The sequence below is a fragment of the Anaerobacillus alkalidiazotrophicus genome (genome assembly GCF_001866055.1).
In genome coordinates this window covers 216,212-231,161 of the sequence record NZ_MLQS01000030.1, presented here as the reverse complement: position 1 = coordinate 231,161, position 14,950 = coordinate 216,212, and the positions used below count along the sequence as shown (strand labels likewise).

Genomic DNA, 14,950 nt, shown 5'->3' with positions numbered 1-14,950 from the left:
CCTTTCAATAAAAACTTTTATTTGTATATTCTTTATTATTGTCAAATTAAAGTCAAATTCTACCGTTTAAATCTTATCTTTATTCCTATCAAGATGATAGGATTTCTCAACATAATTGTGATAAAATAATATGTATATAATATATAATAAAAAATTTATCTATTATCTTATAAAAAGTAAAGGAAGTGTAATATATGCGTATTGTAAATAACATCGCAGATTTAATTGGCGATACGCCATTAGTAAAATTAAACCATCTTCCAAGTAAATCGGGAGCAGATGTCTATTTAAAGTTAGAATTTATGAATCCTAGTGGTAGTGTAAAAGATCGTGCAGCTTATCAAATGATTTTACAAGCAGAAAAAGACGGGTATTTAAAAAAGGGATCTACAATTATTGAACCTACAAGTGGTAACACCGGCATAGGACTTGCCATGAACGCTGCTGCTCGTGGTTATAAAGCTATTTTAACAATGCCCGATACAATGTCAAAGGAACGTATTAATATATTAAAGGCATATGGCGCTGAGGTAGTACTTACTCCTGGAGATGAAAAAATGCCTGGAGCGATTAATAAAGCACATGAACTTTTGAAAGAAATCCCTAATAGCTATATGCCAATGCAATTTGAAAATGATGCTAATCCTGAAGCACATCGTCTAACAACAGCATTAGAAATTAAGGAAGCGTTAGATAGTATCGGGAAGAACCTAACTGCTTTTGTAGCTGCTTCAGGGACCGGTGGCACAATTACGGGGACTGGTGAAAAACTAAAGGAACTGTACCCAAATGTTAGTGTCCATGTAGTAGAACCTGCAGGATCACCTGTTCTATCTGGAGGAAAACCTGGACCTCATAAACTTGTAGGTACAAGCCCAGGATTTATCCCACCAATTTTAAATGAAAATGTTTATGGAGAAATTTTTAAAGTTGAAGATGATGATGCATACAATGTAACAAGACGTCTTGCACGTGAGGAAGGTATTCTTGTTGGTCCATCATCAGGAGCTGCTTGCTTTGCAGCTTTAGAAGTAGCAAAGCGTCTTTCACCAAAAGATGTCGTAATAGCAATTGCCTGTGACACTGGTGAGCGTTATTTATCAACCGATTTGTTTGACTTTGAAAATTAAAAAGAGTAAGTATCTTGGTCAATAGCAAAGTAACTTCTAACAGGTAGAGCTGAGCAAAAGCGTTCCAAGTTCATTTTTTACTTGCCGTACTAAAAAATCAGGTTGAGATTCTCTCAACCTGATTTTTTTTAGTAATCATGAATTTCACAATTCATGATCTCACAACGGAGGTACTTCATCTATTCATTTATACTAAACTGTTTGTAACTGGATATAAATTTATACGGTTCATTTTTGGTATTTTGACATACTCAATCAATTAGTTTACTTCTATTGTTAGATTTTGATACAGGAAATTTAATAATTTTACCAAAACCTTACAAGAATTCTCCCACTTTCCTTTGCTAAATATTTCAAATTATTATACAATTACATTATTAAAAGGAATTCCATATATTTTCTGATAGTAAGAAATTCATTTTTAAAGCTGCTAATCAGCTGGTTAAGAAATGCCTATGTACTTTTTTGTTTTAAGAAATGAAAAAAGAATAAGGAGTGGTTTTTTGGAAACTTCAACTGATCGGATGATAAACCGAATTAAGTCTGTCTACCTCTATATTAAAAAAAGAGGCATTGTTACGACAAATGAATTAGTTGAAGAATTTGGAATTACCTCAAGGACAATTCAACGGGATTTAAACATACTAGAATATAATAAGCTCGTGAAGAGTCCTAGCCGTGGCAAATGGACTATAACTAAAAAGAAAACAAAGGTTTCCTAAAGTAAAAAACTAAATAGAAAGCAAGTTAAATACTCCCCCAACGATGAACGTTGGGGAATTTTTATTCCTTACTCAATTATCATTCAAATGTATCCTTAACCAACCTAAAAGATCGTTAGGTACAACTCTAAACAAAACAAGATTAATTAACGATTAACTAACTTCTCAACTTCATCCTCGGTCAATTCTCGGTACTCGCCTAAATCTAGCGTTGAATCAAGTAATAACGGCCCAATAGATAGACGTTTTAAGTAAGTCACTTTTTTACCAACGGCTTGAAACATTCGTTTGACTTGGTGAAACTTCCCTTCCGTAATTGTAAGTTCAATTTCAGAAACTTCGTCTGATTTTAAAATCACTAACTCTCCTGGTTTTGTTTTGTAACCATCATCAAGGGTAACACCATTTTTAAACTTTTCAATATCATCATCAGTTACTTTGCCTTGAATTCGTGCGTAATACGTTTTTGGAACGTGCTTTTTAGGAGAAAGAAGCTCATGAGAAAGTTTACCGTTATTTGTTAATAACACAAATCCTTCTGTATCTTTATCTAACCTCCCGACTGGAAATGGTTCATAGCGAGCATCTTCTAATTCTAATAAATCAACAACTGTTTGCTCATGAGCATCCTCTGTAGCTGAAATAACACCTTGAGGTTTATTCATCATTAAATAGACAAATTCCTTATACTCTACTTCTTCACCATTAACTACAACTTGATCCTGCTCTATTGCAATATGCTTTTTGGCATCCTTAATGACTTCTTCATTTACACGTACTGCCCCTGTTTTTAATAGCTTCTTTACTTCTTTTCGACTTCCATAGCCCATATTGGCCAAAAACTTATCTAACCTCATTCCTCTTTCCCCCTTAATGTTATTTGTTGCACAATATTCTTTGCAAAATCTCCTAAATCATTATTTAAATATGCTTTTACGTTTCCGCGCGTAATCTGTGATAACGTTTGTCTAATTACTATAGGCTGAACTCCAGACTTTATTAGTTCTTCCTCTAATTTTAGTACCATTTCAATCGATGCCTTTGTTCCTATTGTATTTGCCAACAATACTTCTTTTTCGGTTCCATTCACAATCGTAAAATTTTCACCTAAAAAGTTTCTTAATGGTTCAATTTCTTCTTGAATGGGTACAACAAAAAGTCCATTTTGATCTTCTACCATTTGTTTGGCATGCCCTGCTAATTTACAAGGTATAATCTTCTTAGAAAAAAGCTTATTCACCTCATTACTATGTAAAGCAGTAGCAAAAAGATAAATTTTAACATCATCCCGAAAATACTTTTCGTATGTATTAAGAAATGGAATAACATTATTTGCAGGTAGCATTAATAAAACATGACGTACTTTATTAAAATTTCTTGGTTCTAAATAGACGATACGATTATCCAGTTTTTGAAAATCTTCAACTTTTTGTTTCTTTCTAGTGTAAACAAAAATCTCCTCTTTGTATGAACATAATTTTAATACACTTTGTGCTAATTTTCCTAATCCTACAATTAAATTCATAGTCACCATCCCCAGTTACATTTTCACCAACAAAAGCCACAGATGAATTGATAAATTACCACCAAATTAATATCACTACATATAATCGAAAATGTAAGAAAAAACTGCAATCAATTTTTTTGATTACAGTTTCTTAATCGAATTTACGACATTTCCTCTGAGCCAAACATATATTGTCTGGTACGAACATTAACATTAAGAACAATACCGATAGCAATCATATTCGTTAGTAAAGCACTACCACCATAACTTATAAACGGTAAAGCCAAACCTGTAATCGGCATAAGACCAATAGTCATCCCGATATTTTGGAATATCTGAAAGACTAAAAGCCCTATTACACCAGCTACTAAATAACTACCATACATATTATTACAACTAAAAGCAATAATAATCATTCTATAGAACAGTAGGAAATAAACAACTATTAATATCGTAGCACCAAGAAAACCGAATTCCTCACCAATTACAGTAAAAATAAAATCTGTATGAATTTCTGGGACACGCCCACTTTTAGATAATACACCTTCAGTGAAACCTTTTCCATAAAGCTGACCAGAGCCAATCCCCTGGATCGCCCCGAGAAGCTGATATCCAAGTCCACCTGGGTCATTATATGGGTTTAACCATCCATAAATTCTATCTAACTGATGAGATTTGATAAACTTACTAAAAAGCGCAAAGTAATTATTGTGAAGCCAAACTAATATAGCTAAAATTGATGTAATGATCGTCCCAAGAACAGCAAAGATCTTCCAAGAAATCCCTGCCATTAGTAACATCGTACCCATTATACTAGCAATAACTAATGCTGTTCCTAAATCCGGTTGTATTAAAATAAGAAAAAACGGTGGTAAACCTACCGCCAACACTTTTAGTACAACTATACAATCCTCTTTTAATGACCTTTCTCTATACTCTTTTGTTATTAGAAATAGTAAATGAGCTAGAGCTAATACAAGAAATATTTTCACGAACTCTGACGGCTGAAATAAATTGTTCCCTACTCCAATCCAACGTTGCGAACCGTTTCGCTCAATTCCAAAAAAATGAACAGCTAATAACGATATAATCCCTATTACATAAAGTGGAATTGTAAAATTTTTAAATAAATCATAATCAATGACCATTGCTCCAAGCATTAGTGCAGTTCCTATCACGAACCAAATAACTTGCCTCTTAACAAAATGTGAAGGCTCTACAGAGTATTGTCCAGCCATAGCAGCACTATAAATGGCAAGCAAGGAAATGCACATTAATAAAAACAGCAAAAATAGCAACGTATAATCTAACTGTTGTAAATAGGTTTTACGTTCTTGCATGGCTTGTATCCTCCGTTTAATGATTGCCTAATTTATAACTAAAGCTTTATTTTATAATTTTGAAAAGCCTTTTCTAATGTTATCATAGCTTATTTTTTTTAACAAAGGTATTTTTAACTAGGATATATAACAAACAAAAATGCTGAAATATATCATCACCTTTTTTATTTTTATCCTAACAAAAAAGTGCTTAGTCTATAAGCACTTAAAAGTTTTATCCCACTTTATCGTGTTCAATATTATGTGTACTTTTTATAGTATTATTTCTAGCGATATTAGCAAGTATTCCAACACTAACGGCAGTAATTAATAATGAAGATCCACCATAGCTCATGAAAGGAAGTGGAATTCCCGTAATTGGTAGCAGACCTGAGACTGCACCGACATTTAGACATACTTGAAGCGTAAGTTGAAAAGTAATACCAAAAGCTAAGAGACTACCAAATGGCGTATTACTTCGAACGCCTATCAAAATCCCTCTAAATAATATGACACCTAAACATATAAAAACGAATAAAATACCAAGCAAACCAAGCTCTTCTGCTACAATTGCCAATATAAAATCCGTATGAGCTTCTGGTAAATAGAAAAGCTTTTGTACACTTTGTCCAAATCCTGCCCCAGTAATGCCACCATGAGCCATCGCAATGTAAGACTGAATCAGTTGATAGCCCGTCCCAGTTGAATCGGCAAACGGATCCATAAAACCAATAAGACGATCCATCCGGTATGATTCAGAATTAGCATACGACCAAACAATGAAAGCTGCAAATCCACCTAATCCGAATAAATGGATCAACTTCGCTCCCGAACAAAAAACAATTAAACCAGCAACGGCTAATATTAATCCTGCTGTCCCTAAATCTGGCTGCTTCATAATTAACAGGAAAATCCCACCAACAATTAATAAAGGTGGCATCACACCTCTAGTAAACTGATTTATATATTTTTGTTTCCTTGAATAGACATGAGCTAAATAAATGATAATGCCTAGCTTTACAAACTCAGATGGCTGCAAAATCATCCCTACATTTAGCCACCGAGTCGCTCCATTTGACTCTACCCCTAAAGGGGAAAAAACTACTAATGACAATGAAAGAAATGATAAAAAGACAATTGGAAATACAAGTTTTTGATAAAAACGATAAGGAAATCTCATAAATATTATAAAAAGTACGGTAGAGACAGCAATCCATTGTAACTGCTTTTTGAAATAATAAAAAGGATCACCATACTTGTCGAATCCAACTACATAGCTAGAGCTATAAATCATTATTAAACCAAATGAAGCTAGTAATATTATTGCAGTGAGCAAAATCCAATCACTTTCTTTTTTTACTGAATTTTCCATACTAACCCCCTTGGTATACAATAATAATGTACAATATAGATTTTATTATATCAAACTACTTTTTTGATAAAAAGAGTTTTCCAAAATTATCAAACCTGGCCCAACTTTATTAAAATAGGCGTTTCAATTAACGCAACCTTCACGTGTGGGCATAGACTATTTACTGAATGAACAGATACCTAATATTAAAGGAGAGATCATATGGATTATTATCGACAATTCCCTGAAACTCAATTTTTCCCTGGGTTCCCATTCCCACCAACTCCGGGGCCAACTCCACGTCCACGTGACCTTGAACGTCGCGTTTCCCAGTTAGAAAGAATTACTCAACGCCAAGGCGAACAAATTAATGAACTAACTCGTCGTGTGCGTAGACTAGAACGTCAATTAGGCCATGGATTTGGTGGGCCTGGACCACAATACTAAGAAATACGGTATACGTTGAAGATTTAGTTTTTTTCTAGATGATTAACATCGAAATCTACCAATTCTCTAAACTTTACTTCAAACATTGGGGGGCTTTCCCCCAATGTTTAAAAGCTATAGTTTCTTTTTTTAGTAAGATAAAGTACACTAAATTCCCTCAATTTCTAGATGTGGACAGATTGCAAAAGAACGGAAAGATTTTTTACCCCCGCGCTTTTTTCTTTAGAAATTTAAACCGTGATCCTAGTATTTGCCCTGCTAAATTTGTTCTAACACTAACATATAAATATACTACTCCTCCAGATAGAACAGTGACCAACAAAACGATAAAAGAATATACGCGATTATCTAAAGGTAACCAAATCGTTAGAAATTCCTTTACAGCGATGATGACAAAAGCCATTATAGCTGTAAAAAACACAATAAGTAGTGAACGCTTTAAAATAAAGTAATAACGATAGTTAGCATGTTTTCCAATTGCCCAAATATTTACACCTAATGAAGTAACATACCCCAATCCTGTTGCATAAATTGCTCCTATCGCTTCAAAATTAGCAATTAGATAAATGTTAAGACTCAGCTTCACTAATAATCCAGCTAGTAGCCCGATTACTGCAAAACGCTGTTGATTAATTCCTTGTAAAATTGCTGATGTTACAGCAAATAATGAGAATAATACCGATACTGGAGCATAGTATCTCAAAACAGCTGCCCCAATATGAACATCTTCTAAACCAAATAACGTTCCATAAGCAGGATAAGCTAAGATGGACAAACCTACTGCAGCTGGTAAGGTTAAAAATAAAATAATTTGATATGTTTGAGTTACTTGTTTTTGTAAAAGACTTTGGTCATTATCAATAAATGATTTTGTAATGGTTGGTAACAACGTTAAAGACATAGCTGTTGCAATTGAAACTGGTATTAAAATTAATTTATGGGCTGCTTGAGCAAAAGCTCCAAATGCCTCTTCAGCCGTTGCTTGATCATACCCAACCCCCATAAGCGCATTATTAAACGTCAGTAAATCAATCAACTGGTAAAGTGGAATGGCCAACCCCACAAAAGATAAAGGTAGGGCATAGGATACAAGTTCTTTATATATCTTTCTAAGTGGAAGCTGATGATTTACTTTACTTTCCTGGATTTGTTTATTTATATTGCCTCTCCTTTTAAACCAATAAATAAGTAGAACTGTTAATCCACCTAGCGCACCTACAAACGCACCAAAAGTCGCAAAGGATACCGCTAACCCAACTGAACCGTTCATCATGTGAACAATTATAAACGTCAAGCAAAGGATAAAGATAATTCTCACAATTTGTTCAATAACTTGAGAAACTGCTGTAGGTCCCATTGATTGATATCCTTGAAAGTAACCACGTATTAAAGACATAATTGGCACAATAAGAAGGGCAACACTAACCATTCTGATCGTTAAAATAACATCTTCAATTGAATTTCCTTTCAAATCCTTCCCATCTACTACTAGGTTTGCAATTGGTTCTGCTAATAAAAACAAAATTAAAAATGAAACTAAGCCTGTGATAGACATAACGATAAGACCAGATTTAAAAAGTCTTCTACCTGTTTCATAATCTCCTAATGAATTGTATTTAGATACAAATTTCGAAACAGCTAGTGGTATACCTAGAGTTGCCACACTTAAAAGCACTGTATAGGGAACATAACCATACGTATACAGCGCTAATCCCTCTAAGCCTACTATAGCCTTAAAAGGAAAAATATAAATTAAACCTAAGATCTTTGAAATAAAAATCGAGGCGGTTAAAATCATAGTACCTCTAACTAACTTTGCATCGGTCATAAAACACCTCTTAATTTTAAATTTACAAATTCAATTTGAAAACATTTTCTATATTCTATATTAATTTTTCATTTATATTCATAACTACTATTTATACGATCTTAATAAAATAATTCCTCTTTCTTGGTCCATCAAATTCGCAAAAATATATTCCTTGCCATGTACCAAGTAATAAATCTCCTTTATGAACGATAATAGTTTCTGATGAGCCGAACATACTTGCTTTAACATGAGCTGCTGAATTACCTTCACCATGAAGGTCGCGGTGATGCTCCCATGGAACCATCTCATCTAATCTATAGAGCATATCATGTACCACATCTGGATCTGCATTTTCATTTATTGTAATAGCTGCTGTTGTATGAGGACAATAAACAACTACAACTCCATCTTCTAGGTTTTGAGATTTAACATATTCACGAACTTGATCTGTTATTTCAACCATTCCATCTCTATTATTGGTATGTATCATCATCTTTTTTACCATTCGAACTCAACCCCTATTATATCGGATTTACCTTTTATATTACTGTCATTCATTTTAACAGGTTGGAAGGTAAGCTACAATCACCAAGGGTGATTTCTTATAAGTACCATACCACATTACCAAAAAAAGCCACCGAAATGCGGTAGCTTTTTTTGGTAATGTCAGACATATTAGCATTTTGTCCAAATATGGTGTCACACCATATTTGGTTATGCTCCTTTTTGTTCGACTGACTTAATCTTAATTCTATTTAATTCGTGAGCTTCAACATCGCCACTCTTTTCAACGAAGACCATCTCGTTTTCCTTTAAATTCATAAATAAAATTGGTGTTATGATTGAGGTTGCATGTTTATTGATGTAGTCGAGATCAACATTTAATAGTTTTTGACCTTGGTTAACCTCTTGTCCTTTTTCAACAAACAACTCGAAACCTTCTCCATTTAATTTAACTGTATCAAGACCTACATGAATCAAAACTTCTAAGCCGTTATCAGCTTGTATACCAATTGCATGTTTTGTAGGGAAGATGTTTAAAATTTTTCCCTTTACAGGAGAAATTACTGTTCCATCCTTTGGTACGATCGCAAATCCATCACCCATCATTTTTTCGGAAAAAACTGCATCTGGAACTTCAGTAATAGGTAATAATTTCCCTTTTATTGGTATAGCTATCTCATCTGCTTGAAAAGATGTATTTTGTTTTACTTCTTCCTGGTTTTCTGTTGTTGAAGCCACATCTTCTGTAAATTGATTAAGCTCTTCTTGTAAATTTTGGGATTGAAGTAATTCATTAATTTCATTTTTATAAAGATCAGAATTTCCTCCAAAGATTACTTGAATGTTATTTTTTATTTTCACAACACCGGCTGCACCTAATTGTTTTAATAAATTCTCATCAACAAGTTCAATTTTACGAACTTCTACTCGTAGGCGAGTAAAACAAGCATCAACATGAACAAGGTTTTCAGGACCACCTAAGGCTACAATTGTATGCAAAGCAATTTCTTTATTTCTCTCTTCTTTACTAGATTTAGACCCATCTTTTTTTGCATTATAGTCTTTTCTAGTGAATAGCTTTGCTTCCTGTCCGCCACGTCCAGGTGTTGCAATATCCCACTTTTTAATAACAAAACTAAACGAGAAGTAGTAAATCGCAAAGAACATAGCACCTAAAACAATGTTCATCCACCAATTTGGTGTACCTGGCAGAACGTTAACAAGAATATAATCGATAAATCCTGAACCACCTGCCCATCCAAGGTGAACGTCAAGCATATACGTAAGAGCATATGAAATACCTGTTAATAAAGAATGAAATACGTATAAGAACGGAGCAACAAATAAGAACGTAAATTCAATTGGTTCAGTAATACCAGTTAAAAATGCCGTACCTGCTGCTGCAATTAACATCCCTTTAACAACCGGCTTTTTATCAGCGTCTGCACGCTTGTACATCGCAAGTGCTGCTCCTAATAAACCAAACATAATGATAGGGAATTTCCCTGCCATAAAGCGCCCTGCTGTTACTTCAACACCAGCAGCAATTTGTGCTAAGAAAATATATTGGTCACCTGAAACTAGTTGACCTGCAACTTCAGTCGTACCACCTAAGCCCGTCCATAAAAATGGTGCATACCAGATATGGTGAAGACCAGTTGGGATCAGTAAACGTTCAAGCGCACCATACAAACCAACATAAGCTGGATTTGTTGCATCAGTAGCGATAATGTTTGCAACAGCATTAATTCCACTTTGAATTGGTGGCCAAACGATCATCATCGCAAACGCTAGAATAATTGAAGCAAATACCATGAAAATACCGACAGAACGGTCACCTGCAAAGAAACCAAGCATCTCAGGTGGTTGGAACTTATGAAACTTCCTATAAATATAAACAGCTAAAAATCCAACAACGATACCACCAAGAACTCCGGTTTCAAGTGTCGGAATCCCTAATGCCATTCCATATTCGCCACTTGTTGCAGCCATTTCTGGTGTAATCCCTAAGACAAATGAAATAGTTGTGTTCATAATAAGGTAACCAAGTAAAGCAGCAAGTGCAGCAATACCCGAGCCACCTGTTAAACCAATGGCAATACCTAGTGCAAAAATAATCGGTAGGTTAACGAACAAGCTAATACCAACCTGTAACATACCAGCACTTATTTGAGCAATTACTGGATTTTGTAAAAATTGTACATTTTGAGCCAATGGACCAGTTAAAGCAGCACCAATCCCTAACAAAATTCCGGCAGCCGGTAGTAAAGCAACTGGAACCATTAAGGCTTTACCAAACTTTTGAAGACTACTAAAATCAATTTTCAAATTACTTCTCCTCCTTAAACGCTTTCATTAATCTTTCGAACAAAAATGGGTTACTCTCTTCTTGTAGAACATAAGAAGAGAGTTTTCATTATTAAACTAATGTAAGGTCCTTATCAGTAGCTAATTCACGTTCTTTTTTTAACTCTGGCCAGTAGTTCTCATTGGCAGCAATTAGATCGTCAAGAATGTTTCTTGCTACAGGCGCATCTACAACCGTACGGTTTAACGTTAATGCTTGTAACGCTTTGTTATAGTCATTTTCAAAGTACGCATCGACAACAAGTTTTTCGTACGCAAGTTGGCCTTCAATCATTCCTTTATAGAATGTTGGGATTTTTCCAACTGCAAATGGCTTTGGACCACGGTTTGTCAGCATTGCTGGAACTTCAACCATCGCATCATCTTGAAGATTTGAAATAATACCATTGTTCTCAACGATAACAATAAAAATATCACCGTTATTGTAAGCTAAAGATGCAGCTACACGGATCATGTAGCAACCGTGAATGTCAACTTCTAAATGAGCACCTTCAGTTGTACCATTCGCAATAATGCCATCACATAATTGATGAACACGTTGCTCACGACCATTAATAACTTGTCTAGCTCTTGTATTAGATACATCTTCTTTACTTACCATATCACTTGGATACAAGTAGTATTGTAAATACGTATTTGGTAAATACTCTGGGAAATCTGTTAGCATTGTTTTCACTTGTTTAAAGGTTTTAATCCAAGATGGATCATTAACAATCTCAGAATCTTCAGGTAAAAACCCTTTATTTAAGATGTGGTTTTTAATTTCATCTGTTAAGTCATTTCCTTCTTTATCATACATTTTCGTAAACCAACCAAAGTGGTTTAAACCGAAGTATTCTGGAACAAGGTCCCAAATTTCTTTCTTTAAGATACTAGCATAACTAACCATAATCGCCGCTGGCATATCACAAATGTTAAGGATCTTCTTATCTTCTGGGAAAGCTCTACGCAGTGCTTCAGCAACAATGGCCGCTGGATTTGTATAATTTAAAATCCATGCTTCTGGAGAGTATTGACGGATCTCCTTAATTAGCTGGATCATATCACCAATTGAGCGTAGACCGTACCCCATTCCACCTGGTCCACATGTTTCTTGACCAACACAACCATGGCTTAATGGGATTTGCTCATCTTTCTCACGCATCGCTAGTCCACCTGTACGAATTTGTACGAAAGCAAAATCAACATCTGTGAAAGCTTCTTCTTTACTAATTGTATAATGGAACGACTCAAGCTCTGGATATTTTTCTTTAAGGATAATTTCACAAGCTTTAGCAACTTTCTCTTGTCTTTCTGCATTTGTATCATAGAATGTGATGCTTTTTAATGGGAAGTTTTTCTTTTCCTCAATTAAACTCATAATCATACCCGGAGTATACGTACTACCTGCACCAACAACTACTAAATTTTGTTTTTTCATGTTCATCCTCCTAATTTTTAATACGTTTACAAAGTTGTATTGTATTTGTTTTATCTCGTATGACATAACTTTAATACAAATTAAATACAAGGTCAACGCTTATTTTATAAAAAAGTTGAAGTTACGTATAAATAGGTTATGATAGTAGTAGGATGTTTTGATAAAGGAGTGAGCTAATGAGTGAATTCTTCGCCGTTATATAAACAAATTGCGAAAAGGTTAAAGAAAGAAATCTTAGAAGGGAATTTAGCTTCTGGCGATGCAATTCCATCTGAGAATAAACTAGCTGAAACTTACAATGTTAGTCGTGTCACCATTAGACAAGCCATTGATCTATTAGTTAGTCAAGAATTATTAGAAAAAGTACAGGGAAGCGGAACATATGTAAAAGAAAGAAAAATTGAACATGACATATTCCGTCTGCAAGGTTTTACTGAAGAAATGGCAACCCTAAAAAAAATAACTGAAAACAAGATAATAAAATATGAAATGAAAATTCCTAGTGACTCAATTCAGAAAATCTTACAAATAGATGAAGAAGAACCTACTTTTTTTGTCAGTAGATTACGTTATGTTGATGGAGTTCCACTAGTGTTAGAAAATACATATTTACCAGTGAAGCTTTTTCCTGACCTTTCTTACGAGATCATGCAAGGATCAAAATATAAGTTTATTGAAGAGAACAAAAATTGGAAAATAAAACAAAGCTTTCAAGAGATTATCCCTATCATTCCAGATGAAGCTGTAACAAATCTCCTTAATTTGAAAGAAGCTATTCCCATTCTAAAAGTAAAATTATGGTCAACATTACAAACTGGTGAAGTATTTGAATATAGCGAATTGTTCTTTAAAAGTGACGAATATAAATTTAAAATTGTTGCTAATCGTTGAGTTTCTTTATAGGAGATAATTCCCTTTTAAGCTAAAGAACAGCTAATGCAAATAACCCCATTACTAAAATAAGCAATGGGGTTAAATAATTTCTATCTCTAAATATAGCTATGCAGCTGCACATACCTTCTTTAACTTATCATATAATCGGGAAGTATATGCACCTAAGAACAATGTACGTCCGAAGCTAAATGCCAAAAACGCTAGCCACAAACCATGGTTTTGCATGGAAGGAAAGCTTATTGTATAGACAAGGAAAAATAATAATAGTGCAAATACAGTCGAATTTCGGATCGGTACCCCTTCAGTAGCTCCTGTGAACATTCCATATAACAACAATCCCCAAAAGGTAACAAATGGATAAAGTAAAATCCAGAAATAATAATCTACCGCGAGTTCTTTCAAACTATCTAATGTGGTAAAAAGATATACGAAAGGATCTCTAAATAGTAAGAGGAGGAAAAAGATACATGTCGACAAGGCAAAACCGCAAACAAACGACATTTTCTTCGTTTGTTTAAATAGGAGGTAATTTTGTTGGCCGATTGCTTTGCCTGTTAAAATACTATTTGCACCTGCAAGTCCGTCATACATATAGGCTATTAAATAATGGATTTGAAATAAAATAGCATTAGCAGCTAAAATTTCCACTCCCATTGCTGAACCTCTGGCAGTAAAAAAGCCAAATACAGTTAGCAAACAAACGGTACGAATAAATAAATCACGGTTCATTTTTAACATGGCCATAAATTTTGTTTTATCAAAAAGTGCACCTGATTTGAAATAAGATAAAGAAAAAACATTTAGCTTTTTTAATATGACTAAACCGATGATAACTGTACTAACTTCAGAAAATAGTGTCGCAAATGCTACTCCTTTCACGCCGAAATGAAATACAAGAACAAGTAAAATACTTAAAATAATATTGCTTATATTCATATATAACTGTAATGCTAATGAAATCTTTACTCTTGAAGAACCTATTAACCACCCTAAAATACAGTAATTTAATAAAGCAAATGGTGCTCCCCAAATTCGTATTGAAAAGTAATCAGATGCCATTTTCTCTACTAACGGAGTTGATTCGATTAAGAGAAAAGCTGTCTTTTCTATCGGAATTTGTAAAATGATAAATAGTACACCAAAACATATCGCTAAAAAAGCTGGTCGAATAAAAGCTGAAATTAATTCTTGCTGATTTTGATTACCGCTAGCTTGAGCCGTAAATCCTGATGTACCTACTTTTAAAAATCCGAGAAGCCAATAAATGGTATTGAAAATTAGTGTACCTATCGCAACCCCTCCAATGTAAGAGGGATCAGGCATCCGCCCTACCACCGCTGTATCAACCGCACCCAAAAGAGGCGTAGTTACAGCCGCCAATGTAATCGGAACTACTAATGCCAAGTACTGTTTCCATGTAATACAAGCATTTGAATTCAAAGCTTCTTTTTGCATAAAATATCTCCTAACTATTTTTTA

Annotated in this window: 13 protein-coding genes; 4 read left to right on the top strand and 9 right to left on the bottom strand. The window is 34.2% G+C overall.

All coding sequences use genetic code 11. From position 1 onward, the window contains the following. Positions 1-194: 194 nt before the first annotated feature. Both cysK and BKP45_RS17165 read left to right on the top strand, forming a co-directional pair. Complete coding sequence (gene cysK, locus BKP45_RS17170) at positions 195-1,130, top strand: cysteine synthase A (RefSeq protein WP_071389815.1); 936 nt, start codon at positions 195-197, stop codon at positions 1,128-1,130. Positions 1,131-1,633: 503 nt separating this feature from the next. Then, a complete protein-coding gene (locus tag BKP45_RS17165; RefSeq protein WP_071310148.1) occupies positions 1,634-1,852 on the top strand; it encodes a DeoR family transcriptional regulator in 219 nt (72 codons plus the stop codon). Positions 1,853-1,998: 146 nt separating this feature from the next. Here the strand turns inward: BKP45_RS17165 and BKP45_RS17160 are convergent, their stop codons facing one another. The 4 genes from BKP45_RS17160 to ftsW form a co-directional block, all read right to left on the bottom strand. Then, positions 1,999-2,709, bottom strand: coding sequence for a pseudouridine synthase (locus BKP45_RS17160; protein ID WP_071389814.1), 711 nt, complete (start codon positions 2,707-2,709; stop codon positions 1,999-2,001). Then, positions 2,706-3,377 carry a hypothetical protein gene (locus BKP45_RS17155; protein WP_071389813.1) on the bottom strand — a complete coding sequence of 224 codons (672 nt, stop codon included), beginning with the start codon at positions 3,375-3,377 and terminating at the stop codon, positions 2,706-2,708. The genes BKP45_RS17160 and BKP45_RS17155 overlap by 4 nt, the downstream gene beginning before the upstream one ends. Positions 3,378-3,520: 143 nt before the next feature. Then, on the bottom strand, positions 3,521-4,699 hold the full coding sequence (gene rodA / locus BKP45_RS17150) for a rod shape-determining protein RodA (protein ID WP_071389812.1): 1,179 nt from the start codon (positions 4,697-4,699) through the stop codon (positions 3,521-3,523). A gap of 214 nt (positions 4,700-4,913) precedes the next feature. After that, positions 4,914-6,050: a putative lipid II flippase FtsW gene (ftsW, locus tag BKP45_RS17145; protein WP_071389811.1), complete on the bottom strand. Its 1,137-nt coding sequence runs from the start codon at positions 6,048-6,050 to the stop codon at positions 4,914-4,916. A 201-nt stretch (positions 6,051-6,251) separates the two neighbouring features. On the opposite strand from ftsW, the gene BKP45_RS17140 reads away from it, so the two are divergent. Beyond that, complete coding sequence (locus tag BKP45_RS17140; protein ID WP_071389810.1) at positions 6,252-6,476, top strand: hypothetical protein; 225 nt, start codon at positions 6,252-6,254, stop codon at positions 6,474-6,476. Between the two features lie 202 nt (positions 6,477-6,678). On the opposite strand, the gene BKP45_RS17135 is transcribed toward BKP45_RS17140, so the two are convergent. The 4 genes from BKP45_RS17135 to BKP45_RS17120 all read right to left on the bottom strand — a co-directional run bounded on the left by BKP45_RS17135 (position 6,679) and on the right by BKP45_RS17120 (position 12,577). Further along, the gene (locus BKP45_RS17135; protein WP_071389809.1) at positions 6,679-8,304 is read right to left on the bottom strand and encodes a putative polysaccharide biosynthesis protein; all 1,626 of its coding nucleotides are present in this window, start codon (positions 8,302-8,304) and stop codon (positions 6,679-6,681) included. 91 nt (positions 8,305-8,395) lie between these two features. Continuing rightward, the gene (locus BKP45_RS17130; protein ID WP_071389808.1) at positions 8,396-8,791 is read right to left on the bottom strand and encodes a secondary thiamine-phosphate synthase enzyme YjbQ; all 396 of its coding nucleotides are present in this window, start codon (positions 8,789-8,791) and stop codon (positions 8,396-8,398) included. Positions 8,792-9,000: 209 nt separating this feature from the next. Then, positions 9,001-11,118 carry a glucose PTS transporter subunit IIA gene (locus BKP45_RS17125; protein WP_071389807.1) on the bottom strand — a complete coding sequence of 706 codons (2,118 nt, stop codon included), beginning with the start codon at positions 11,116-11,118 and terminating at the stop codon, positions 9,001-9,003. Between the two features lie 91 nt (positions 11,119-11,209). Continuing rightward, positions 11,210-12,577, bottom strand: coding sequence for a 6-phospho-alpha-glucosidase (locus BKP45_RS17120; RefSeq protein WP_071389806.1), 1,368 nt, complete (start codon positions 12,575-12,577; stop codon positions 11,210-11,212). A 180-nt stretch (positions 12,578-12,757) separates the two neighbouring features. Here BKP45_RS17120 and BKP45_RS23385 point away from each other — a divergent pair, with 180 nt between their 5' ends. Next, positions 12,758-13,468: a GntR family transcriptional regulator gene (locus BKP45_RS23385; RefSeq protein ID WP_071389805.1), complete on the top strand. Its 711-nt coding sequence runs from the start codon at positions 12,758-12,760 to the stop codon at positions 13,466-13,468. A gap of 108 nt (positions 13,469-13,576) precedes the next feature. On the opposite strand, the gene BKP45_RS17110 is transcribed toward BKP45_RS23385, so the two are convergent. Continuing rightward, complete coding sequence (locus BKP45_RS17110) at positions 13,577-14,926, bottom strand: MATE family efflux transporter (protein ID WP_245747454.1); 1,350 nt, start codon at positions 14,924-14,926, stop codon at positions 13,577-13,579. Positions 14,927-14,950 lie beyond the last annotated feature (24 nt).